Origin of the sequence: Nocardioides candidus (assembly GCF_041321175.1) — a bacterium.
Lineage (GTDB): Bacteria > Actinomycetota > Actinomycetes > Propionibacteriales > Nocardioidaceae > Nocardioides.
In genome coordinates, this window is the sequence record NZ_JBGGWC010000002.1 from 825,691 (window position 1) to 847,559 (window position 21,869).

Consider the following 21,869-nt stretch of genomic DNA (forward strand, 5'->3'; position numbering starts at 1 on the left):
GTCAGGATCAGCCGAAACGGCCCGAGATGTAGGCCTCGGTCGCTGGGTTGTCCGGGTTGGCGAACATCTTCGTCGTCGGGTTGAACTCCACGAGGTGGCCAGGCTCGCCGGTCGCCTTGAGGTTGAAGAACCCCGTCTCGTCGGAGACGCGCGCCGCCTGCTGCATGTTGTGGGTGACGATCACGATCGTGAACTCGGACTTGAGCTCGTGGATCAGGTCCTCGATCGCCGCCGTCGAGATCGGGTCGAGTGCCGAGCACGGCTCGTCCATGAGGAGCACCTGCGGCTCGACCGCGATGGCGCGGGCGATGCAGAGCCGTTGCTGCTGACCGCCGGAGAGGCCCATGCCGGGCTTGCCCAGGCGGTCCTTGACCTCGGTCCAGAGGTTCGCCCCGCGCAGCGACTTCTCGACGATCGCGTCGGCCTCGGACTTCTTCATCTTCTTGGAGTTCAAGCGGTTGCCCGCGAGGACGTTGTCGTAGATCGACATCGTCGGGAACGGGTTGGGCCGCTGGAACACCATGCCCACCTGCCGGCGAACCGCGACCGGGTCGACGTCGGCGCCGTAGAGGTCCTGCCCGTCGACGACGATCTTGCCCTCCACGCGAGCGCCCGGGATCACCTCGTGCATCCGGTTCAGCGAGCGCAGGAAGGTGGACTTGCCGCAACCCGAAGGACCGATGAACGCGGTGACCGCGCGGGCGCGGATCGACATGGTGACCCCCTCGACCGCGAGGAAGCTCCCGTAGTAGATGTTCAGGTCCGAGACGTCGATGCTCTTGGCCATTGCCGAATCCCTTTCAGTGCCCGGTCTTCGGGGCGAAGATCTTGCCGATGATGCGTGCGGCCAGGTTGAGGACCATCACGATGATGATCAGCAGCAGGGCGGCGCCCCACGCGAGCTCGAGGGGGTCCTGGCCCTGCTTGTACTTGCTGATGATGAAGACCGGCAGCGTCTCCATCCGGCCCGAGAGGATGTTGGTGTTGACCACGTCGACGGCACCGACGGCGACGAGCAGCGGGGCGGTCTCGCCGATGACCCGGCTGATCGCCAGCATCACGCCGGTCAGGATCCCGCCGAACGCGGTCGGGATCACCACCTTCAGGATCGTGCGCCACTTCGGCACGCCGAGGGCGTACGACGCCTCGCGGAGGTCTGCCGGCACCAGCCGCATCATCTCCTCGCCTGCTCGCACGACCGTGGGGATCATCAGCAGGGACAGGGCGACCGAGCCCATGATGCCGCTGCGCGTGCCCGGGTCGCCGAGCTCGGTGAAGAGCGCGACGGCGAAGAGGCCCGCCACGATGGAGGGGATGCCGGTCATCACGTCGACGAGGATCGTGACGATCCGAGCCAGCGCGCTGCCCTTGCCGTACTCGACGAGGTAGATCGCGGTCATCAGGCCGATCGGCACCGAGATCACCGCGGCACCTGCCGTGACGACCAGGGTGCCGAGGATGGCGTGCTTGATGCCGGCGCCCGGCAGCTGCTTGAAGGTCACCGGGTCCAGCCGCGAGGTCTGGTCGTGGGTGAGGAACGACCAGTCGATCGCGGGGATGCCCTGGATGAACGTGTAGGACAGCACCCACACCAGCGGGACCAGTGCGCCGAGCACGGCGTAGCAGACAAGGATCGTCATCAGCCGGTCGACGGCGCCACGGCGGCCCTCGACGGCGTAGGCCCAGGTGGGGAGCGCGACGACCAGCACGGCGGCGGCGAGGACGAGGACCGCCACCCAGGGGATCTGGAGGACCACGCCCACCAGCCCGCCGAGGGCGAGCGCGACCACGCCGGCGAGGAGCGGCGCCTGCCGCGGCAGCCGGGCAGCGGTCAACGGGAGCGCCGTCGTCGCGAAGTCAGCGGCGTAGTCGTCGGTGACGCTCACGAGAACCGCCTCTCCGACCGGGCCACGATCCAGCGGGCCGCGAAGTTGACGAGGAAGGTGAAGACGAAGAGCACGAGGCCGGTCGCGAGGAGCACCACCTGGAGGTCGACGTCCTCGCCGTGGAAGTTCTGCGCGATGTTGCTCGCGATGGTCGCCGGGTTGTCGGAGGTGAGGATCTTGAACGTCACCTTCGGGCCCTGCGCGTTGAGCACGAGCAGCACGGCCATCGTCTCTCCCAGCGCCCGGCCCAGGCCGAGCATCATCCCGGCGATGATGCCGGAGCGGGAGTGCGGGAGGACCGCGTAGCGGACCATCTCCCAACGGGTGGCGCCGAGCGCCAGGGCCGCCTCCTCGTGGAGGCGCGGCGTCTTGCTGAAGACCTCGCGGCAGATCGCCGTGGCGATGGGCAGGATCATGATCGCCAGCACGATGGCGGCGAGGAAGACGGTGCGACCGGTGGCGGAGAGGGTGCCGCCGAAGAGCGGCACCCAACCGAGCTCGGCGTTGAGCCACTCCTGGATCGGCTTGCTCGCGGGAGCGAGGGCCTTCAGGCCCCACAGGCCGAAGACGACCGACGGCACGGCAGCGAGGAGGTCGATCACGTAGGCGATCGGGGTGACCAGGCGGCGCGGGCCGTAGTGCGACAGGAACAGCGCGACGCCGATCGCGAAGGGCATCGCGATCGCCATCGCCAGCACGGCGACGAGAGCCGTGCCGAACAGCAGCCCGGCGGCGTACGGCGAGAAGCTGGTGTAGGGCGCGTAGAGCGACTTGTCCGCGGTGAACCCCGCCGACCCGCGGATCGCGAGGAACACGAACACGGCGGCGAGCGCGACCATGATGCTCACGCCCGCCGCCGTTGCGGCGCCCTGGAAGATGCGGTCGCCCAGCCCGCGGCGCCCGAGGAGGGACTCCCCCTCGGGCGCCGCGGGCCGGTCAGTCGTGGAGCTCACGATCAGGAGATCTTGTCGATCTGCGCCTGGGCCTGGTCGGCGATGTCGCGAGGCAGCTCGGCAGAGAAGGCGTTCGCGGCGGCGGCCTTCTGGCCGTTCTCCGAGATCACGTAGCTGAGGAACCCCTTGACGACCTTCGCCGCGTCGGCGTCGTCGTAGCTCGGGCACGCGATCTCGTAGGAGGCGAGGAAGATCGGGTACGTGCTCGGGTCGGTGCTCGTCCGGTTGAGGTCGAAGGTGATGATCGACTCCTCCGTCCCGGCGGTCCGCTCCGAGGCGGCCAGCGCGGCCGCGGCACCGTCGGCCGACGGCGCGACGTAGGTGTCGCCGACCTTGATCTTCGCGATGGCCAGGCCACTGCCCTGCACACCGGCGTCGTCGGCGTAGCCGATCGTGCCGTCGCCGGCCTTGACCGAGTCGACCATGCCCGAGGTGCCCTCGCCGGTCTCACCGGTCGTGGTCGGCCAGTCCGAGCTGTGCGGGGTCTTCCACACGTCGCCGGCGGCCTTCTCGAGGTAGTCCGTGAAGTTGTCGGTCGTGCCCGACGAGTCCGACCGGTGCACCGGGGTGATGTCGGTGCTCGGCAGGTCGGCGTCGGGGTTGTCGGCCTTGATGGCGTCGTCGTCCCACGTCGTGATGGAGCCGTTGAAGATGCCGGCGATCGTCGCGGGCGAGAGCTGCAGGTCGTCGACACCGTCGAGGTTGTAGACCACGTCGACCGGCGAGATGAACGCCGGGAACTCGATCGGGGTGGCGCCGCAGGTCTCGGTCGCCGAGGCGATCTCGTCGTCGCTCATCGCCGAGTCGGAGCCGGCGAACAGGTAGGCGCCGCTGATGAAGTTCTCGCGGCCGGTGCCCGAGCCGACCGCGTCGTAGGTGATCGTCACGTCGGGGTTGTCGGCACCGAAGCCGGCGCGCCAGGCCTCCTGGGCCGACTCCTGGGCGGACGAGCCGCCGGCGGCGACGTCTCCGCTGAGTCCGCTCACGCCCGAGCCGCCGTCGGTGCCGCCCTTGTCGTCGTCGGAGCAGGCCGAGAGCGAGAGCGCCAGGGCGAGCACGGCGACGCCCGGGACGACTGCCCGGCGAATGTGGGTCACGTTCAAGAGATTGCCTCTCAGAAGCTGAGGGGCTGCGGTGTCGGAGGCCCCCCGTAGGTACTGGACGAGAAGGACGTTAGGGAGCACTGGTAACGCAACATCCGGACACGACTGAACGCGAGGTGAACAGGCAGCGTCGACTGCGCGACCGGGCGCGACGCGGGTCACACGCCCCGTCGCAGGAGGCCACGGAGGCCTGGGCTCAGTGGGTGCGGTGCCGCTCGACGGCCACCACGACGCCCTTGCGCACGTGCAGGACGAGCAGCTCGGCGAGGTCCAGCTCCTCCCCACGCCGACCCGCACGCAGACCGGCCGCGTCGAGCACGAGCGGGAGCACCGGCCGGTGCGAGCAGAGCACCGCGCCGGCGTCGCCCTCGAGCAGCTCCTCGACGATCTTGCGCACGCCCTTCTCGCTCACGAGCTCCTCGCTCAGGCGGCGACGGGTCTCGACCTCCCAGCCGGTCATCTCGGCGTAGGGGGCGACGGTCTGCCGGCACCGCAGGCTGGGAGAGGTCACGACCCGGGTGACGTCGTAGGCCGCCAGGAGGGGCACGAGGCGGTCGGCGTCGGCCGCACCCGACTGCAGCAGCGGCCGCTGCCGGTCGTCGCCGCGCCACGCGCTCCGGGCGCGGGCGCGGGCGTGGCGCAGCACGACCACGGGATGGGTGCGCCGGCGTACCCTCACCGCCTCGGCGAGCGTCGCCTGGTCATAGGGGTACGTGAGCATCGCCTCCGCCGCGTCGAAGCGCACCCACGCGACCTGGTCGATCTCGTCGTTAGGGCGGTAGAGCGAGACGTCGTCGCCGCCGACCACCCGGCCGGTCCAGTAGTCCACCCTCTTCATCCGCCGGCCGTTGGCATAGCGCTGGCCTGTCAGCGGCGGGCCGAGCCGGACGTGGACGCCGGTCTCCTCCGCGACCTCACGCACCGCCGCGGCCGTCGGGTGCTCCCCGCGCTCGAGCTTGCCCTTGGGGAAGGACCAGTCGTCGTACTTGGGCCGGTGCACCAGCAACACCTCCCGCCCGGGCCGGAAGGTCACCACCCCGGCGGCGCGCACGTCCGGGGGCGACGCGGGCTTGCTGGTCGTCACGGCGTTAGTGTCACACCTGCCCGCCCCGAGAGGAGAGACCGTTTCCATGTCGGTGCCCCGTCGTCGTCTCCTGTTCATCGGGGCCGTCGTGATCGTCCTCGTCGCGGCCGCCGCGGGCGTCGCGTGGTTCGTCACCTCGCGCGACGACGCCGACCCCACGCGCCTCGAGCGCGCGGTCGGCATGGCCCCCCAGGACACCGAACGCTTCAGCTGGACCGACTGGGCGGGCGTGCGCAAGGAGCTCGGCAGCGACGTGTCCGCCGCCTCCTCCACCGACGACGTCGACGCCTTCCTCTCCGACGGATTCGACGCCGACCTCACGTCCGTCTCGGCGCTCGTCGAGTCCGCACCGACGATGCAGACGGAGTACGGCGTCTCTCCCGCCTCGGCCGACTGGGAGCTCCTGGCGCAGGGCGAGCACGGTGCGCTGCTGCTCATCGGCGTGCCGGCCTCGCTCGACCTCGACCGCGTCGGCGACAACCTCGAGGGGCTCGGCTACAGCCGGCCGAGCGTCGCCGACGGGGTGTGGATGGGCGGGCCCGACGTGCTCGCACGGATCGGGCAGGTGACCCAGGAGCTGGCCTTCGCCTCCGTCGACGCCGACCGTCACGTGCTGGCCTTCAGCGACGAGGCGGAGACGCTGGAGACCTGGCGCGACTCCCAGCGCGGCACCTCCGACGACGACGGCCTCGCCGCGACCCTCCCGCACCTGACCGGCGCCCTGTCCGCCGCGCTCTACACCGGCGCCTACGCCTGCGTGGCGCTCTCGATGACCCAGGCCGACGACGTCGACCGCACCCGCGCCGGCGAGCTGATCGCGCAGGCCGGCAAGGTCAACCCGCTGAGCGGCTTCGCGATCGCAGCCCTGCGCGGCGGCGACGTGCGGGTGGCGATGTCCTTCGAGAACGAGGACCAGGCCCGCACCAACGCCGACTCCCGCGCGAAGCTCGCCTCCGGCCCCGCACCCGGCCAGGGTGGCGCCTTCTCCGACCGGTTCGAGCTCGGTCCCGTGAAGGCCGACGGCGACGTCGTCACCATGGAGCTCGACCCGCTCCCCCAGACCTACACGTTCTCCGACCTCGCCAACGGTCCGCTGCTCTTCGCCACCTGCTGAGGGGGATAGTCCCCCACCTTTGGCATCTCAGATCGACGATAAAAGGTGCCGAACGTGGGGGACTATCCCGAATTTCGCGGGTCACCGGTGCCTGTAGCCGAGGAGTCGGGCGCGGTCCTCGGGGCTCAGCGCGCGTCGCGCGGCGACGGTGTCGGTCGAGATCCACCCGGGAGGTGGCTCGATGGTCCAGGTCCGAGGCGTACGACGGCGGCCGGCCCGCCGGTACGCGGCCTCCACCCTGGTGAGGAAGTGATCGCGGCGGTCCCCCGCCGAACGCACGACAGCCTCGAGGTAGTGGTCGCGGAAGCGAGCGTCGCGACGGACGTCGACGAGGTATTGACCCGGCTCGAGGTGGTCCGAGCCGTTGTACTCGATGACGACGCCGGCGGCAGGGTCGATCAGGTCCGGGGTGCCGACATGACGCCCTGCGAGGTCGAAGACCGGTCGGTTCTGGAGCAGCGGACCGTAGCCGGCGATCTCGCACAGCAGCTTGCTGTCGGCCTCCATCGGCGACCAGGCGTTCTCGCCGACGCACGGCAGTGCTTTCCGCGCTTGGGGCACCCCGGTCCACGACGACTGGGCACCGATCATCGCCGTTGCCTCGGCGACCGACACCAGGTCGGCGTAGGCGGCCATCGACAACGCGATGACCGCGTCCCCGAGAGTGTCGGCGTAGCGCATGGCGAACGATGCCGACCACAAGGCGTTCGTCACCCTGACACCATCGACGACCTCGATCACCTCGGGCGAGCAACCTTCCCCACAGGGGAGGATCCCGTGCTGCGGCCGAATGTTGTGCGTGCTGATGAGGATCGGCACCGGCTGTCGTGCGCCCGACCGATCCCGTCCTGACAGCCATCGCGCGCCCAGCCAACGCAGGGCGGCCCATCCGGTGACCGCGCCCTGCGGCGGCACGACCGCCGAGGCCTCGAGGATCCGCTGCTCGACGTCGCCACCATCCACGTGCGCCGGCACGTAGAAGCCTCGGCTCGTGCGTCGCCAGCGCGGCCCCCGTGCCTCGCCGCGGGTGGGACCGTCGACGCCCAACGGATCGCGACGGACCGGCCGCACCAGGCCCCTCCGCGTCGTTCCGATGTCCGGATCCACGCGAGCGAGCGTCACCCCACGAGGCTGCTCGGCGCGACCACCGGCGGAGTTGTCCACAGACGGCAGGCCGTCACGCGAGGTAGTCCCCCACGTTCGGCACCTCGAAATGCCGAATTCAGGTGCCGAACGTGGGGGACTATCCCCCGTTGGGGGATTCAGCGCTCCGGGCGGAAGCGGCGCAGGCGGAGGCTGTTGGTCACCACGAAGACGCTGGAGGCGGCCATGGCGGCGCCGGCGAGCATCGGGTTGAGGAGGGCGGCGGCGGCGAGCGGCAGCGCGGCGACGTTGTAGGCGAAGGCCCAGAACAGGTTGCCGCGGATGGTGGCGAGGGTCCGCCGCGAGAGTCGTACGGCGTCGGCGGCGACCCGCAGGTCACCCGAGACGATCGTCAGGTCGCTCGCCTCGCGGGCGACGTCGGTGCCGGTGCCCATCGCGATGCCGAGGTCGGCCTGCGCGAGCGCAGCGGCGTCGTTGACCCCGTCGCCGACCATCGCGACGACCCGGCCCTCGTCCTGCAGCGCGCGGACGAACGCGACCTTGTCGGCAGGGAGTACGCCGGCGCGCACCTCGTCGATGCCGACCTCGGCGGCCACGGCGCGGGCCGCGCGCTCGTTGTCGCCGGTCAGCAGCACGGGCCGCAGCCCTAGGCCGCGCAGGCGGGCGACGGCATCGGCGGAGGAGTCCTTCACCGTGTCCGCCACCACGAGCACCCCGCGCGCCCGGCCGTCCCAGCCCACCGCGACGGGGGTGGCACCGGCCGCCTCGGCAGCGGCCACGGCGTCGGCGAGGACGTCGGACACCGCCAGGCCGCGGGCGGTCAGCAGCGACGGGCGACCGATCACCGCCGCGAGGCCGTCGACCGTGCCGCTCACGCCGAGCCCCGGTTCGTTGACGAAGTCGGCCAGCGAGCCGGAGACGGTGGCCGTCGTGACGGCGCGGGCGATCGGGTGCTCCGAGCCGCTCTCGAGCGTGGCGGCGATCCGCCGTACGTCCTCCTCGGAGGCGCCGTCCGCGACCACCTCGGTCAGCCGCATCTCCCCGGTCGTGACCGTGCCGGTCTTGTCGAGCACGACGGTGTCGACCACCCGCGTGGCCTCGAGCACCTCGGGCCCGCGGATCAGGATGCCCAGCTGTGCGCCGCGGCCGGTGCCGACCATCAGGGCGGTCGGCGTGGCCAGGCCGAGCGCGCACGGGCAGGCGATGATGAGGACGGCGACCGCGGCCGTGAGCGCGATGTCCCACCCCGCTCCGGCGCCGATCCAGAAGCCGAGCGTGCCGACGGCCAGCGCGATCACCACCGGCACGAACACCCCGGAGATCCGGTCGGCCAGACGCTGGGCCCTCGCCTTGCCGGCCTGGGCGTCCTCGACCAGGCGGGCGAGCTGGGCGAGGTGGGTGTCGGAGCCGACGCGGGTCGCCCGCACCACGAGCCGCCCGGAAGCGTTGACGGTGGCACCGACCACCTCGTCGCCAGGACCGACCTCGACCGGCACGGACTCGCCGGTCAGCATCGAGGCGTCGACCGCGGACCGGCCGGTGACGACCTCCCCGTCCGTGGCTACCTTCTCCCCAGGGCGTACGACGAACAGGTCCCCGGGCTGCAGGGCCTCGACCGGGACCCGGGTCTCCGGACCGTCGGGACCGTCGCGCAGCACCGCGACCTCGCGCGCACCGAGGTCCGCGAGCGCACGCAGGGCGTCGCCCGCGCGCCGCTTCGAGCGCTTCTCGAAGTAGCGCCCGGCCAGGAGGAACGTGGTCACGCCCGACGCGGTCTCGAGGTAGATGTCCCCCAGCCCCGACGACGGGCCGGCGCCGCGGTCGGGCACCAGGTCGAACGGATGGGTCATCCCCGTCATGCCGGCGTCGCCCCAGAAGAGCGCCACCAACGACCACCCGAACGCCGCGAGCACCCCGACGGAGACCAGGGTGTCCATGGTCGTCGCACCGTGCCGGAGGTTGGTCCACGCCGCCCGGTGGAAGGGCCACGCACCCCAGGTCGCCACGGGCGCCGCGAGGGTGAGGGACGCCCACTGCCAGTAGTCGTACTGCAACGCCGGCACCATCGCCATCGCGATCACCGGCACCGTCAGCAGGGCCGCGGTCACCAACCGTTGGCGGAGCGCGGTGAGCTCGGTGTCCGCCTGGGATTCGCCCTCCTGCGGAGGGGCGACCTGGGGGCGTCGCACGGTCGCGCCGTAGCCCGCCGCCGCGACCGTCGAGAGGAGCGTGTCCTCGTCGACGGAAGCCGGGGCCCTGACCGTGGCGCGCTCGGTGGCGTAGTTGACGGTCGCGACGACGCCGTCGAGCTTGTTGAGCTTGCGCTCGATGCGGTTCGCGCACGACGCGCAGGTCATGCCGGTGATGTCGAGGTCGAGCTCAGTGGTCATGCCCGCCCCTCTCCATCTCCATCTCGGTGTCGTCCTGGTCGCCGCCCTCGGGGCCGTCGACCGTGATCGTGAAGTCGGCCGTGTGGACCCGTCCGCCGTGCTGGAAGTCCAGGAACAGCCGGTAGCGCCCGGCCTGGTCGAGCTCGGCGTGGAACGGGATCTCCGGTCCGGGACCCGCGTCCTCGGGGTGCACGTGCAGGTAGGCCAGGTCGTCGGCGCGGATCGCCACCAGGTGGCCGTAGGCGCCGAGGTAGGGCTCGAGGTCGGTGACGTCGTGGCCGCCACGGCTGACGTGGAGGGTGAGCATGGCGCCGTCGCGCTCGAGGCGCACCACGTAACCGTCGACGTGCGACACGACCTGGTCGGGACCGATGCCGCGCGGGGCGAAGTCGCCGGCCACGCTCAGGTCCGACTCCGCCACCGCCTGCTCGCCCCCGGTAGGGACGAAGTCGGCGTAGAGCCGCCAGGTGCCGGCATCGAGCCCGACGGGCACCGACCACACGCCGCTCGCACGGTCGAGGGTCGGGTGGACGTGGCGGAACTCGGCGAGGTCGCGTCGTACGGCGATCAGGTGCAGCTCCTTCTCGTGCTGGAGCTCGTAGGAGGTGACCGGCGTCCCCGACGCGTCGAGGATGCGGAACGCCAGGTGCGCGCGGCCGCCGTCGACGACGTCGTGCGCGAGGGCCAGGCGGTACTCCCCCGCTGTCGTCGCGTCGTGCGTGTCGGCGTCGTGGCCGTGGCCCGCCGAGGCCGTGTCGACGGGACCGACGAGCCGGCCGACGCCGAGGGCCGCGCCGAACACCACGACGAGCACGCCGCCGTACGTCAGGACCCGCTGCCAGACCGCCATGCCCGCTCCGTCAGACCAAGGTGTAGCCGGCCTCGGCGACCGCGGCGTCCACCGCGGCACGCTCGAGGGGTCCGGCGCTCGTGACGACGACCGTGCCGGTCTCGACGCTGACGTCGACGTCCTCGACGCCGTCGATCTCGCCGATCTCCTCCGACACCGACGCGGCGCAGTGGCCGCAGGTCATGCCGGTCACCTGCCAGGTGCTCTGCTCGCTCATCCTTGCCTCCTTCTCCGATGGATGTGAACGGGACGGTCAGGAGCGGACCAGGCGGCTGATGGCCGCCACCGCCTCGGTGACCTTCTCCTTGGCCTCGGCGTCGCCGGCGCGCGCCGCATCGACCACGCAGTGGTTCATGTGCTCCTCGAGGAGCTGGATCGAGAAGGAGTGGAGGGCACTGGTCATCGCCGACACCTGGGTCAGGATGTCGATGCAGTACTTCTCCTCTTCGACCATGCGCTGCAGGCCTCGCGCCTGCCCCTCGATGCGGCGCAGCCGCTTGAGGTGGTCGTCCTTGCGGCCGATGTAGCCGTGCTGGTGCTCGTGTTCCACAGGGACACCATACCCCCCTATGGTATTTAGTCAAGCAGCAGGAAAGAGCCGCCCCGTCACCCGGGCGGCTACGGCGGCTCAGGCCACGTCGTCCTCGGACGGCACGCCGAGGATGCGGTCGATCTCCTCGGCCGGCAGCGGACCGTCGGAAGCGGTCGCGGCGATGATCAGGTTGGTCGTCAGCTCGACCTCTCTGAGCAGGTCGGAGTCCTCGAGAGCAACGTCGAACGGGTCCGCCACGATTCTCTCCACCTCCCGAGTCTGCTGTTCCGATATATCTTGCCCACCGGCGGCGAGCCGAAACCTGAAACCACGCAAAAATTACGAGGCCCCGCCGGTCGCCCGGCAGGGCCTCGCCTGAAGACTGGTGTCTCCCGAGATGCCGAGGTCACGCCCCGGCCCGACCCCTGAGGGTCATAGGGGTCGAACGTTCTCCGCCTGCGGACCCTTCGGGCCCTGGGTGACGTCGAACTCGACCTTCTGGTTGTCCTCCAGGGACTTGTAGCCGGAGGAATTGATCGCCGAGTAGTGCACGAAGACGTCGTCGCCGCCGCCCTCCTGCTCGATGAAGCCGAAACCCTTCTCGGCGCTGAACCACTTCACGGTGCCCTGAGCCATGGTGCTCGTTACTCCTCTTCTCGAGGGAGGACCGTCCCTTCGACGACCCACCCGCCAGGGACACTACCAAGCGATTTCAGCGCCCGGTGGGCCCAGCGCATAGGATCTCGGCGATCAGCATGAAGGTTCCGCCACAGCGCTGTGACAGGCCGGTGAACGCACCCGCGCCCGCCCGCGCGCTCCCTAGACTCCAGGCATGAGGGCCGTGATCCGGGGAGCTGTCGCCGTCGTACTCCTGCTCGCGATGGGGGCCGCACCGGCCGCGCCACCGGCCGGAGCTCGGCCTCCGGCCGCGGACCGTACGACGGACCACACCGTCACCAAGGTGATGGTGATCGTCGTCGAGAACCACTCGCTGCGGCAGATGCAGCGGCAGATGCCACGGACCTTCGCCTTCGCGTCGCAGTACGCCTACGCGACCGACTACCGCGCGATCCGTCACCCCTCGCTGCCCAACTACATCGCGATGGTCGCGGGCAGCACCCTCAGCGTCACCGACGACCACGACCCGTCCGCACACCACCTCCGCGGAGCGACGGTGTTCAGCCAGGCGCGAGCCAACGGCAGGACGGCGAAGACGTACGCCGACGCGATGCCCTCGCGCTGCGCCCTCCAGAGCTCCGGCGACTACGCCGTGCGCCACAACCCGTGGACCTACTTCGTCGACGACCGCCGGGCCTGCCTCCGCCACGACGTGCCGGTCACCGCACTGCGTCGCGACGCCCGCCGGGGTCATCTGCCGAACGTCGGCTTCCTGATCCCCGACCTCGTGCACGACGCGCACGACGCCTCGCTCGCCGATGCCGACGCCTGGATCTCCCGGCGCATCGGTCAGCTGACCGCCGGCCCCGATTGGACCTCGGGGCACCTCGCGATCGTGGTGACCGCCGACGAGGACGACCGGCTGTCCGGCAACAAGGTGCTGACCCTCGTCGGCTCGCGCTACCAGGACCAGCGCGTGGTCACCGAGCACCTGACGCACTACTCCCTGACCCGGTTCATCGAGGACGTCCTCGGCGTGCACCACCTGAGGCACGCGCGGCGGGCGCCCGACATGACGGCCGCCTTCGGCGTCCAGGTCGGCTGAGCCGGGCCCGTCCTGCGATACTGCTCGTCGGCTGCGCCCGCGCGGCCGGGGGCCCCTAGCTCAATTGGCAGAGCTGAGGACTTTTAATCCTTAGGTTGTGGGTTCGAGTCCCACGGGGCCTACCCTCGCCGGATGCGCCTCCTCGCGACAGTCCTGGCCGTCGTGCTCCTCGGGTGGGCGACGCCGGCGTACGCCGATCCGCTGCCCTCCGGCGACGACGTCGACTACCAGCTGGGCGGTGCGAGCGACGACATCCCCGACACGGTCGGCATCGTCGTGCGCGACCGGCGGGCCGCGCCGATGCCCGGGCGGTTCAACGTCTGCTACGTCAACGGCTTCCAGACCCAGCCCGACGAGAAGCGGTTCTGGCGGGGGCACTGGCGGCTGGTGCTGAAGGACCACGGCCGCGCGGTCGTCGACTCGCAGTGGGGCGAGTGGCTGCTCGACCTCCGCACCCCCGCGAGGCGCCGCGCCCTCGCGCGCATCGTCGGGCGGTGGACGGAGAGGTGTGCGCGCGACGGGTTCGACGCGGTCGAGTACGACAACCTCGACTCCTTCACCCGCAGCCGCCACCTGCTCAGCCGTGACCAGGCGACGGCGTTCGCGCGCCTGCTGGTCCGCCGGGCGCACGACGCCGGGCTCACGGCCGGGCAGAAGAACCTCGCCTCGTGGGACGGAACGACGGTCGGCTACGACTTCGCCGTGTCGGAGGAGTGCGGGCGGTGGCACGAGTGCCGGCGCTACCACCGCTCGTACGGCGACCAGGTGCTCGCGATCGAGTACCGCCGGCGGGACTTCGACCGCACGTGCGCTGCGTACGGCGAGCAGTGGCCGGTCGTGCTCCGCGACCTCGACCTCACCCCGGACGGGCGCCACCGCTACTGCTGAGCCGGCGGGTCAGCGGCAGTCGGCGCAGGTCCCGACGAGCTCCAGGCTGTGGCTGACCTCGGCGAAGTCGTGCTCGCGGGCGACCGACTCCGCCCACGTCTCCACCGCCGGACCGGTCACCTCGACCGTGCGCCCGCACGAGCGGCAGACGAGGTGGTGGTGGTGGTGGGTGCTGCAGCGCCGGTAGACCGCCTCGCCGCCGGCGCCCTGCAGCACGTCGACCTCGCCGACGTCGGCCATCGCCTGCAGCGTGCGGTAGACCGTCGCCAGGCCGACCTTGTCGCCCGCGTGGCGCAGGGCGTCGTGGATGTCCTGCGCGCTCTGGAAGTCCGTGGCCTCCTGCAGCACCTCGGAGATCGCGCGGCGCTGGCGGGTCGGCCGCAGCGTGGTCGACTGCTCGGGCACGGTCCCTCCTCACATGAGACTGGCTCTCAATCTACCGGCCCGGTGGGCCGAACCCTCCCCGCGGCGTCCGCAACCGGCGTACATTCGTGGCCAGAGGAAGGGAGGCCTCGTCGTGGGGGAGCTTGACGAGATCGATTTCGGAGCGGACACCGACTCCATCAGGCGCTGGCTGGCGAAGCGAGCGACCTATGCCGGCGAGCTCGGCGACCCTGCCGGCGGCGGCAAGCACCGCGAGGACCCGCCCGGCACCGTGGACCCGAGCCGCCTCACCGTGCCGAACGCGCGCGACGCCGGGCAGGACGTGCTCCAGGCCCTGGTCGCTCCGAAGCCTCCCGTCGCCCGCCAGTGGCCGGCGCCGTACAAGAAGGTCGAGCCGGTCGTCGAGGAGGCCGGGCCGGAGCCGGTGCCGGCCGTGCACACCAACCCGCCGCCACGGACCGGCACGACGCCGGGCCACCGGTCGCCGTACGCCTCGACGCCGGAGCAGGAGGAGGAGCTGGTCGCGAGCCGCTCCACCAACGCTGTCTTCAAGCCCCGCACCTGGCCGCGCCACACGATGAGCGCGATCGTGCTCGTCGTCGCCGCGGCCACGGCGCTCGCCGGCTACTCGGCGAGCCAGGAGCGCACTACGGTGAGCTACGGCATCGTGGTGCTCTGCGCACTGCTGCTCATGGTGGTGTGGGCCGTGCGCGCCAGCACGTCGATCACCGAGATGGCCGTGATCCGTGGCCAGCTCGAGATCATCCGCGACGGCAAGTTCGAGATGGTCGACCTCGCGAGCCCCTACACGCCCGTGCTGGTCGAGGGGAAGCCCGGCCGCCGCGGCTGGAAGGTGCTCGTCGAGCGCCACGACCAGCCGCTGCTCGTGCTCGACAAGACCATGGTCGACCCCGTCGTCTTCATGGCCGTCCTCCAGCGGCTCCGCCCCGACCTGCGGGAGCCCACCGCTAGGTCGTCGGCCTGAGCGCAGCGGCCGGGACCACGATCCAGTAGCGGCGCTTGCCGTTGCGGACGTCCTCGAAGACGCCGCCGCCGGCCTCGATCGTGCGTGCCGACGCCAGGTTGTCGCTGTCGCAGGTGACGAGGACCCGGTCGATGCCGAGCTCGCCCGCCCGTCGTACTCCCAGCGCGAGGGCGCGCGTCGCATGGCCCTGGCGTCGCCGGGCCGGTCGCACGGAGTAGCCGATGTGACCGCCCTCCTCCAGCAGCCAGTCGTTGAGCTCGTGGCGCAGGTTGAGGAAGCCGATGACCTCCTCGCCGGAGCCGCTGCCGTCGGTGATCCAGTAGTAGGTCGACGGCACCTTGTCGTCCTCGGGATCGCCCAGTGCGCTCACCGCCAGGGCCGCGACCAGCTCCTCGCACGCGGCCTCGGTGGGCAGGACGGGGTGGTCGAGGACCCATGCGCCCGAGCCGTGCATGAACTCCTCGCCGAAGTCGGCCACGGTGGCGGCCCAGCTGGGGAACCACCGGGGGTCGGGCAGCACGAGAGCAGTCATGGAACCTGTTCTACCCTCACGGGGTGACCGGGTTCCAGGAAGAAACGGCGACCGACGAGGAGATCGCGGCCGAGGCGGCGCTCTACACGCCGTTCACCGACGCCGTCCGCGCGCTCGTCGACGTCACCATCCGCACCGAGGTCGACCCCGACGAGATCCGGGCCGCGCAGGTCGAGGTGGAGGCGATCGTCGAGCGGCTCAGGAAGAAGCAGATCGACGGGTCGTACGGCGTCCGCTTCCGCCGCGACGGCACGCGGGGCCGCAACTGGGGCAACACGGTGATGGGCCTGCGCAACCCGGTCGCGCCCCCGCTCCACATCCACAGCGACCGGCAGGGCAAGGCATGGAGCGACTTCCGGCTGGGCGCGCCGTACGAGGGCCCGCCGGGGCTGGTCCACGGCGGCGTGGTCTCGCTGCTGCTCGACCAGGTCCTCGGCCACGCCGTGAGCACCAGCGGGCGGCCGGGCATGACCGGCACCCTCTCGATCGTCTACCGCAAGGGCACGCCGCTCGGGGAGGACCTGCGCTGCGAGGCGTGGGTCGACCGCCGCGACGGCATCAAGACATGGGGCAAGGGCCGCATCCTCGACGCGGCCGGGGAGGTCACCGCCGAGGCCGAGGGGATCTTCATCCTGCCCCGCTGGGCGCGCGACCTCGACGCCCTCCGCGCGGCGGCGGAGGCGACCGAGGCGGGCTGAGCCCGCTCGGTCAGACGCCGGAGCCGACCGGACTGGCCTTCACGCCGCGCGCCTGCTCGTCGGTGAGCCGGACCTCCTCGAGAGCCTGCTCCTCGAGCTCCTCGCGGCGACGGCGCTCGGCCTCGGCGTCGTACTCGCCCGGCTGGGAGACCAGGTCGGACGTGCCGCCGGTGAGCCGCTGGAGCGCCACCCGGGCGAAGATCTGCTGCTCGGTCGAGGTGCGCTCGGACCGACCGCGACCGAGGAACGAGATCAGCCAGTGCAGGACCGCGGTCACGCGGTTCTTGAAGCCGGTGATGTAGACGAGGTGGACGCCGAGCCACATCAGCCAGGCCACGAAGCCCGTCAGCCGCAGCTTGCCGACCACCGCGACCGCCCGGAACCGGCTGATGATCGCCATCGAGCCCTTGTCGAAGTAGTGGAACGGCTTCTGCGGCGCCTTGCCCTTGAGCCGCCCGTCGATCTCCTTGGCGGCGTACTTGGCGCCCTGGATCGCGACCTGCGCGACACCCGGGAGGTTGTCGAGGGCGATCATGTCGCCGACCACGAAGACCTCGGGGTAGCCCGGGAGCGTGAGGTCGGGGTTCACCGCGATGCGGCCCGCGCGGTCGAGCGGGGCACCGGTCTGCTCGGACAGGGTCTTGCCGAGGGCGTTGGCCTGCACGCCAGCGGCCCACACCTTGGTGACCGAGGCGATCTTCTCCTCGGTGCCGTCCTTGTACTTCACGACCAGCCCGCGCTCGTCGACCTCGGACACCAGCGCGCCGAGCATGACCTCGACGCCGAGGTCCTCGAGCTTCTTCTTCGTCCAGGTGCCGAGACGCGCGCCGAACGGCGGCAGCACCTGGGGAGCGGCGTCGACGAGGATCACGCGAGCGCGGCGGCTGCTGATCGCCCGGAAGTCGCGGGTGAGCGTGCGGTGCGCGAGCTCGGCGATCTGGCCGGCCATCTCCACGCCGGTGGGTCCGGCGCCGACGACGACGAAGGTCAGCAGGTGGTCGACGTTCTCGCCGCGGGCCGCGCCGAGCTCGGCCATCTCGAAGGCGCCGAAGATCCGACCGCGCAGCTCGAGGGCGTCGTCGATGCTCTTCATGCCGGGGGCGAACTCGGCGAACTGGTCGTTGCCGAAGTAGGACTGGCCGGCGCCGGCGGCGACGATGAGCGAGTCGTACGGCGTCGTCAGCTCGCGTCCGAGGACGTGCGAGGTGACGGTCCTGGCCTCCAGGTCGATGTCGGTGACCTCGCCGAGGAGCACCTGGGCGTTCTTCTGCTTCGCGAGGACCTCGCGGGTCGGGGGCGCGATCTCGCCCTCCGAGAGGATGCCGGTCGCGACCTGGTAGAGCAGCGGCTGGAAGAGGTGGTGGCTGGTCTTGGCGATCATGGTGACGTCGACGTCGGCGTTGCGGAGCGCCTTGGTGCCGAACAGACCACCGAAGCCGGAGCCGATGACCACCACCTGGTGCCGGTCGGAACGGGGCACGAGGGCGCGTTCGGGATTCGATGCCTCAGCGGTCATGAGAGCCTCCTGGGACCTGCTCGAGTCGGACGGCGGGGGACGCCGTCGTCGGGCCGGTAACCATCTTCTCGCCTACCGATACCGGGGCCCAAACGGCCGCCGACGTCACCTCCGTCACAGCCGCCCGTTGGAGGGGTCAGAAAACCTCGCAAGTCGCATGTTTGACGCGCTCAGGCGGAGGGTAGTGACTGCAGGATTGGTGCAGCGGCCCAGCGATCGGACGCCAGGCGATGCGGAAAGGGGCGCACTTTGCCGGACCGGCAGGTCTTGACCCTGACCGCAGGTCCCCGAAGCGTGCAGGAGGCACGCCGATGGGCCTTGCAGACGTGCGTCCAGATCGGCCGTCAGGACCTCGCCGAGTGCGCCGAGCTGGGGGTCTCCGAGCTCGTGACCAACGCGGTCCTCCACGCCCTCCCGCCGATCCGCCTCGAGCTCCGCGGCACCGCCGGCCACCCCCGCATCGAGGTCAGCGACGGCTCCGTCGTACCTCCCCAACCGGGCTCGGTCGCGGGCGGGATCGACCTCGACGCCTTCGACCTCGACGCCTTCGACTCCGGGAAGACGGGCGACATCGACATCTCCGAGCTGTCCGGGTTCGGACGGGGCCTCGACATGGTCGCCCGGGCCTCGCGCGCTTGGGGCGCGGTGATCGAGGACGACGGCAAGACGGTCTGGTTCGAGCCGGCCAGCGACTTCGCCGACACCGGCGCCGACTTCCAGCTGATGGCCCCACCCGACACCGGGGAGCCGCGCACCCGGCTCGGCGAGGTCGCCATCCAGATCAAGGGCGTGCCGGTGCACGCCTTCTCGCGCTTCCAGCGCCACTACCGCGACCTCCGGCGCGAGATCCGCCTGCTCGCCCTCGCCCACGAGGACGACTACCCCCTGGCCAAGGTGCTCTCCGACCACTTCAACGCCCTGGAGATGCCGCTGCGCTCGGGGATGGGCCGCGAGCAGGTCGACGAGGCCCTCGAGGCGGGCTCGGAGACGACCGACCTGCGGTTGCGGATGCCGCCGCACATCGCGCGCCAGATCGGGGAGCTGATTGACCTGCTCGACGCCGCCGACGACTTCAGCCGCGCCGAGCGGTTGCTGACCGCCTCGCGCTCCCCCGAGCAACGAGCGTTCCAGATCTGGTTCCTCAGCGAGTTCCGGCGCCAGGCCGCGGGCGCCGCCCCGCAGCCCTGGTCGGGCAACGAGCAGACCGCCCCTACGATCCTGTCGTGACCCACCTGAGCCCGCGACTGCTCCTGGCGGTCGCGGCGGGAGGTGCGGTCGGCGCGGTCGCGCGCTACCTCCTCGGCGAGCTCGCTGCGGACGGCGGCGGCTTCCCGTGGACCACCTTCGCCATCAACGTCGTCGGCTGCACCCTGCTCGCCGGCCTCGAGCTGCTGCCCCTGGCCCGCCGGTCGGCCTTGTGGGCCGCTGCTCTGGGCCCTGGGGTCCTCGGCGGCTTCACCACCTTCTCGACCTACAGCGAGCAGCTGCGGTCGATGCTCGACGCGGGTGACGTGCTGCTCGCCGCGCTGTACCTCCTCGGGACCCTGACCGCCTGTCTCGTGGCCGTCACCGTCGTCGGTCGGGTCGCGCCGCCCCTGCCCGAGGAGGACGAGCTGTGACGGTCCTGCTGGTCGCCGTGGGCGCCGCCGTCGGGGCGCCGGTGCGGTTCACCCTCGGCAAGCTGCTCGACAGGCGCCTCCACCACGGCACGCTGCTCGCCAACACGCTCGCGTCGCTCGTCCTCGGGCTGGTCGTCGGCTGGTCGGTGGGCGAGGCGACGTACGCGCTCGTCGCCACGGGCTTCTGCGGCGGCATGTCGACGTACTCCTCCTTCGCCGTGCAGGCCCGCGACCAGGGGCCGCGCCTGGGACTTGCGTACGTCGCCGTCACCATCGCACTCGGGCTCGCAGCCGCGACGCTGGGCTACGTCCTCGCTCAGGCGTAGCCGAGGTCGTGCAGGCGGTCGTCGTCGATGCCGAAGTGGTGGGCGACCTCGTGGACCACGGTGATCCGGATCTCGTCGACCAGGTCGTCCTCGTCGTCGCACATGTCGAGCAACGGGCCCCGGAACAGGAAGATGCGGTCGGGCAGGTCGGGCAGCCAGGTGCTGTCGCGCTCCGTCAGCGCCACGCCGTCGTAGAGCCCGAGCAGGTCGCCGGGCTCGTCCTCCGGCGGCTCCTCCTCGACGAGCACGACCACGTTGGTCACCAGCGAGGCGATCTCGTCGGGGATCGCGTCGAGTGCCTCCTCGACGAGCGCGTCGAAGCGCTCGGGACTCATCTCGACCGGCATCCCGCCATTGTGCCCGGAGGCCGGCGGCCCCGGACGACGAGAAAGCCCGGACCTGACGGTCCGGGCTTCTCTCTGCGACCCCGACGGGACTCGAACCCGCGGCCTCCGCCGTGACAGGGCGGCGCGCTAACCAACTGCGCTACGGGGCCTCGTGCGACCCAGGTGCGAGCACCTGCGAAGCGGTGGGAACTCTAACTCATGGTGCCCGAGCCCTCCCAATCGAGGGGCCTCCCGGCTCCTCCGCACCCCCTACCGGATTCGAACCGGCGCTACCGCCGTGAAAGGGCGGGGTCCTGGGCCGCTAGACGAAGGGGGCCCGCTGCGCCGTACGTGCCTCGGCGCAGCCCGGACAGCATAGACGTGGAGGTACGGCGACGGCCTAACCAGCATCCATGAGCGGCTCGAGGTAGAGCCACTTCCAGGAGTCCGCTCCGAGCGACGGAGGGGCGACGTTGCGACCCGTCGGGACACCTGGGGTCGGGAGGCCGCCCTCGAACCGGCCCGTGTCGAGGTTGAAGGTCCCGAGGTCGGGCGCCACCCGCGGGAGGTTCTGTGCGCCGCGGGCGTTGCTCTTGGTCGGCGGCTCGGCGCAGTGCGCGTCGAGGTTGAGGGGGACGTCCTTGAGATCGCTCGGGCTGCGGCGCTTCGTGCCCTCGTAACCCTTGTAGCAGGGGCTCTGGGTGGTGATGACCAGGCCGATGTGGGCGTCGTAGAGGCCGGTCTGGGGGCTCTTGGCCGTCACCGTGAACGCGCCCTCGAGCATCGCCGGGTAGAAGAGGAAGAGCATCCGCACGCCGGCGAGGTTCTTCACCACCACCCGCCCGGTGGTGACCACGTTGTTGAGGAGGTCGGAGAGCTCGGCCTCGTTCTGCTCCAGGAAGGTGCGCAGCTGGTTGGCCGTGAAGGAGCCGGAGTCGATGACCTTGCGCAGGTCCTTGTCGGCGCCCGCCACCGCGCCGGTGAAGACGCGCAGCTGGCTGGCGAAGGTGCGCAGCGAGCTCTCCGAGCCCACCTGGGTCTTGAGCACCGTGTTGGAGTCGCGGATCAGCGCGGTCGTGACGTCGAAGTTCTCGTCGGCCGCCTCGATGAAGTCGTTGCCGGTGTCGATGATCTTCTGCAGGTCCTCGCCCGTGCCGTCGAAGGCGACGCCGAGCTCGTGGACCGTGGTGCGCAGGGCGTCCTGGTCGACGCTGCCGACGGTGGTGGCGATGTCGCCGAGCAGCTTCTCGGTCTGGATCGGCGTGGCGACGTCGGAGATCTCCGAACCGTCCGTCAGGTAGGGCCCGTCGTCGGTGTTGGGCTGCAGCTCGACGTACTGCTCCCCCACCGCCGACCGGTTCCCGACCAGGGCACGGGTGTCGGACGGGATCTCGTCCCACTTCTCGTCGATGTCGAGGTAGACGTCGACGCCGTCGCGGGTCAGGACGAGCTTGGACACCTTGCCGATGCCCACGCCGCGGTAGGTGACCTCGCCGCCGGCGAAGATGCCGCCCGACTCGGGGTAGTGCGCGACCACCGTGTAGCTCTGGTCGAAGATCAGGCGGTCGAGCTGCGCGTAGCGCGCGCCCACGAACGACACCCCGAGGAGGGTGATCACCGCGAACACCAGCAGCTGGACCTTGGTTCGCCGGGTGATCACGGGTAAAGGGTGTCATGCCCCGCCTCGCTTTCGCCGGTCGGCACCTCCTCGGGTAAGGTGTGCCACTGCTCGGGCAGGTAGCTCAGTTGGTACGAGCGATCGCCTGAAAAGTGATAGGTCGGCGGTTCGACCCCGCCCCTGCCCACCGAGCGAGACCGGCCCCGGTCAGCAATGCTGGCCGGGGTCGGCTACGTTC

The 21,869-nt window shown here is 71.0% G+C and carries 25 protein-coding genes and 4 tRNA genes; 10 read left to right on the plus strand and 19 right to left on the minus strand.

The features are described 5' to 3' along the window. Positions 1-7: 7 nt before the first annotated feature. From pstB to ACAX67_RS13745, 5 genes are all read right to left on the minus strand, one after another. Positions 8-787, minus strand: a complete 780-nt coding sequence (pstB, locus tag ACAX67_RS13725; RefSeq protein WP_370704411.1) for a phosphate ABC transporter ATP-binding protein PstB — start codon at positions 785-787, stop codon at positions 8-10. 13 nt (positions 788-800) lie between these two features. Further along, a complete protein-coding gene (gene pstA, locus ACAX67_RS13730; protein ID WP_370704412.1) occupies positions 801-1,886 on the minus strand; it encodes a phosphate ABC transporter permease PstA in 1,086 nt (361 codons plus the stop codon). Further along, positions 1,883-2,839 carry a phosphate ABC transporter permease subunit PstC gene (gene pstC, locus ACAX67_RS13735; protein ID WP_370704413.1) on the minus strand — a complete coding sequence of 319 codons (957 nt, stop codon included), beginning with the start codon at positions 2,837-2,839 and terminating at the stop codon, positions 1,883-1,885. The genes pstA and pstC overlap by 4 nt, the downstream gene beginning before the upstream one ends. A gap of 2 nt (positions 2,840-2,841) precedes the next feature. Then, the gene (gene pstS, locus ACAX67_RS13740) at positions 2,842-3,936 is read right to left on the minus strand and encodes a phosphate ABC transporter substrate-binding protein PstS (RefSeq protein WP_370704414.1); all 1,095 of its coding nucleotides are present in this window, start codon (positions 3,934-3,936) and stop codon (positions 2,842-2,844) included. A 202-nt stretch (positions 3,937-4,138) separates the two neighbouring features. Beyond that, positions 4,139-5,026, minus strand: a complete 888-nt coding sequence (locus ACAX67_RS13745) for an NUDIX hydrolase (RefSeq protein ID WP_370704415.1) — start codon at positions 5,024-5,026, stop codon at positions 4,139-4,141. Between the two features lie 46 nt (positions 5,027-5,072). On the opposite strand from ACAX67_RS13745, the gene ACAX67_RS13750 reads away from it, so the two are divergent. Then, positions 5,073-6,140: a hypothetical protein gene (locus ACAX67_RS13750; RefSeq protein WP_370704416.1), complete on the plus strand. Its 1,068-nt coding sequence runs from the start codon at positions 5,073-5,075 to the stop codon at positions 6,138-6,140. 81 nt (positions 6,141-6,221) lie between these two features. Here ACAX67_RS13750 and ACAX67_RS13755 read toward each other — a convergent pair whose 3' ends face one another. From ACAX67_RS13755 to ACAX67_RS13785, 7 genes are all read right to left on the minus strand, one after another. Beyond that, the gene (locus tag ACAX67_RS13755) at positions 6,222-7,115 is read right to left on the minus strand and encodes a hypothetical protein (protein ID WP_370704417.1); all 894 of its coding nucleotides are present in this window, start codon (positions 7,113-7,115) and stop codon (positions 6,222-6,224) included. 287 nt (positions 7,116-7,402) lie between these two features. Then, positions 7,403-9,634: a heavy metal translocating P-type ATPase gene (locus ACAX67_RS13760; RefSeq protein ID WP_370704418.1), complete on the minus strand. Its 2,232-nt coding sequence runs from the start codon at positions 9,632-9,634 to the stop codon at positions 7,403-7,405. Further along, positions 9,624-10,484: a DUF8832 domain-containing protein gene (locus ACAX67_RS13765; RefSeq protein WP_370704419.1), complete on the minus strand. Its 861-nt coding sequence runs from the start codon at positions 10,482-10,484 to the stop codon at positions 9,624-9,626. Before ACAX67_RS13765 ends, ACAX67_RS13760 begins: the two co-directional genes overlap by 11 nt. Before the next feature lie 10 nt (positions 10,485-10,494). Next, complete coding sequence (locus ACAX67_RS13770; protein WP_370704420.1) at positions 10,495-10,701, minus strand: heavy-metal-associated domain-containing protein; 207 nt, start codon at positions 10,699-10,701, stop codon at positions 10,495-10,497. Positions 10,702-10,737: 36 nt separating this feature from the next. Further along, entirely contained in the window at positions 10,738-11,034 is a 297-nt protein-coding gene (locus ACAX67_RS13775; protein WP_370704421.1) for a metal-sensitive transcriptional regulator, read from the minus strand. Positions 11,035-11,112: 78 nt separating this feature from the next. Then, on the minus strand, positions 11,113-11,286 hold the full coding sequence (locus ACAX67_RS13780; protein WP_370704422.1) for a hypothetical protein: 174 nt from the start codon (positions 11,284-11,286) through the stop codon (positions 11,113-11,115). Positions 11,287-11,448: 162 nt separating this feature from the next. Continuing rightward, on the minus strand, positions 11,449-11,652 hold the full coding sequence (locus ACAX67_RS13785; protein WP_370704423.1) for a cold-shock protein: 204 nt from the start codon (positions 11,650-11,652) through the stop codon (positions 11,449-11,451). A 196-nt stretch (positions 11,653-11,848) separates the two neighbouring features. Between ACAX67_RS13785 and ACAX67_RS13790 the strand changes: the two genes are divergently transcribed. From ACAX67_RS13790 to ACAX67_RS13800, 3 genes are all read left to right on the plus strand, one after another. After that, on the plus strand, positions 11,849-12,739 hold the full coding sequence (locus tag ACAX67_RS13790; RefSeq protein WP_370704424.1) for an alkaline phosphatase family protein: 891 nt from the start codon (positions 11,849-11,851) through the stop codon (positions 12,737-12,739). A 49-nt stretch (positions 12,740-12,788) separates the two neighbouring features. Further along, positions 12,789-12,861: transfer RNA gene (locus tag ACAX67_RS13795), tRNA-Lys, on the plus strand. 10 nt (positions 12,862-12,871) lie between these two features. Further along, on the plus strand, positions 12,872-13,627 hold the full coding sequence (locus ACAX67_RS13800) for an endo alpha-1,4 polygalactosaminidase (protein WP_370704425.1): 756 nt from the start codon (positions 12,872-12,874) through the stop codon (positions 13,625-13,627). 9 nt (positions 13,628-13,636) lie between these two features. On the opposite strand, the gene ACAX67_RS13805 is transcribed toward ACAX67_RS13800, so the two are convergent. Continuing rightward, on the minus strand, positions 13,637-14,032 hold the full coding sequence (locus tag ACAX67_RS13805) for a Fur family transcriptional regulator (RefSeq protein WP_370704426.1): 396 nt from the start codon (positions 14,030-14,032) through the stop codon (positions 13,637-13,639). Positions 14,033-14,144: 112 nt separating this feature from the next. On the opposite strand from ACAX67_RS13805, the gene ACAX67_RS13810 reads away from it, so the two are divergent. Next, positions 14,145-14,996 carry a hypothetical protein gene (locus ACAX67_RS13810; RefSeq protein WP_370704427.1) on the plus strand — a complete coding sequence of 284 codons (852 nt, stop codon included), beginning with the start codon at positions 14,145-14,147 and terminating at the stop codon, positions 14,994-14,996. On the opposite strand, the gene ACAX67_RS13815 is transcribed toward ACAX67_RS13810, so the two are convergent. After that, positions 14,980-15,528, minus strand: coding sequence for a GNAT family N-acetyltransferase (locus tag ACAX67_RS13815; protein ID WP_370704428.1), 549 nt, complete (start codon positions 15,526-15,528; stop codon positions 14,980-14,982). The two genes, ACAX67_RS13810 and ACAX67_RS13815, sit on opposite strands and share 17 nt — an antisense overlap. A 23-nt stretch (positions 15,529-15,551) precedes the next feature. Here ACAX67_RS13815 and ACAX67_RS13820 point away from each other — a divergent pair, with 23 nt between their 5' ends. Then, positions 15,552-16,226 carry a PaaI family thioesterase gene (locus tag ACAX67_RS13820; RefSeq protein WP_370704429.1) on the plus strand — a complete coding sequence of 225 codons (675 nt, stop codon included), beginning with the start codon at positions 15,552-15,554 and terminating at the stop codon, positions 16,224-16,226. Between the two features lie 10 nt (positions 16,227-16,236). Here the strand turns inward: ACAX67_RS13820 and ACAX67_RS13825 are convergent, their stop codons facing one another. Next, entirely contained in the window at positions 16,237-17,742 is a 1,506-nt protein-coding gene (locus ACAX67_RS13825) for an NAD(P)/FAD-dependent oxidoreductase (protein ID WP_370704430.1), read from the minus strand. A 318-nt stretch (positions 17,743-18,060) separates the two neighbouring features. On the opposite strand from ACAX67_RS13825, the gene ACAX67_RS13830 reads away from it, so the two are divergent. From ACAX67_RS13830 to ACAX67_RS13840, 3 genes are read left to right on the plus strand one after another with little or no spacing between them, the layout of a single operon-like run. After that, entirely contained in the window at positions 18,061-18,969 is a 909-nt protein-coding gene (locus ACAX67_RS13830; protein WP_370704431.1) for an ATP-binding protein, read from the plus strand. Then, positions 18,966-19,361: a fluoride efflux transporter FluC gene (locus ACAX67_RS13835; RefSeq protein WP_370704432.1), complete on the plus strand. Its 396-nt coding sequence runs from the start codon at positions 18,966-18,968 to the stop codon at positions 19,359-19,361. The genes ACAX67_RS13830 and ACAX67_RS13835 overlap by 4 nt, the downstream gene beginning before the upstream one ends. Beyond that, positions 19,358-19,687, plus strand: a complete 330-nt coding sequence (locus tag ACAX67_RS13840; protein ID WP_370704433.1) for a fluoride efflux transporter FluC — start codon at positions 19,358-19,360, stop codon at positions 19,685-19,687. The genes ACAX67_RS13835 and ACAX67_RS13840 overlap by 4 nt, the downstream gene beginning before the upstream one ends. Here ACAX67_RS13840 and ACAX67_RS13845 read toward each other — a convergent pair. The 4 genes from ACAX67_RS13845 to ACAX67_RS13860 form a co-directional block, all read right to left on the minus strand. Next, positions 19,678-20,034 (minus strand): metallopeptidase family protein, encoded by a 357-nt coding sequence (locus tag ACAX67_RS13845; protein ID WP_370704434.1) that lies wholly within the window; start codon positions 20,032-20,034, stop codon positions 19,678-19,680. The two genes, ACAX67_RS13840 and ACAX67_RS13845, sit on opposite strands and share 10 nt — an antisense overlap. A 75-nt stretch (positions 20,035-20,109) precedes the next feature. Beyond that, a tRNA-Asp gene (locus ACAX67_RS13850) sits at positions 20,110-20,183 on the minus strand. Positions 20,184-20,277: 94 nt separating this feature from the next. Next, positions 20,278-20,350, minus strand: a tRNA-Glu gene (locus ACAX67_RS13855). A gap of 63 nt (positions 20,351-20,413) precedes the next feature. Next, positions 20,414-21,673: an MlaD family protein gene (locus ACAX67_RS13860; RefSeq protein ID WP_370704435.1), complete on the minus strand. Its 1,260-nt coding sequence runs from the start codon at positions 21,671-21,673 to the stop codon at positions 20,414-20,416. 71 nt (positions 21,674-21,744) lie between these two features. Here ACAX67_RS13860 and ACAX67_RS13865 point away from each other — a divergent pair. After that, positions 21,745-21,818, plus strand: a tRNA-Phe gene (locus ACAX67_RS13865). Positions 21,819-21,869 lie beyond the last annotated feature (51 nt).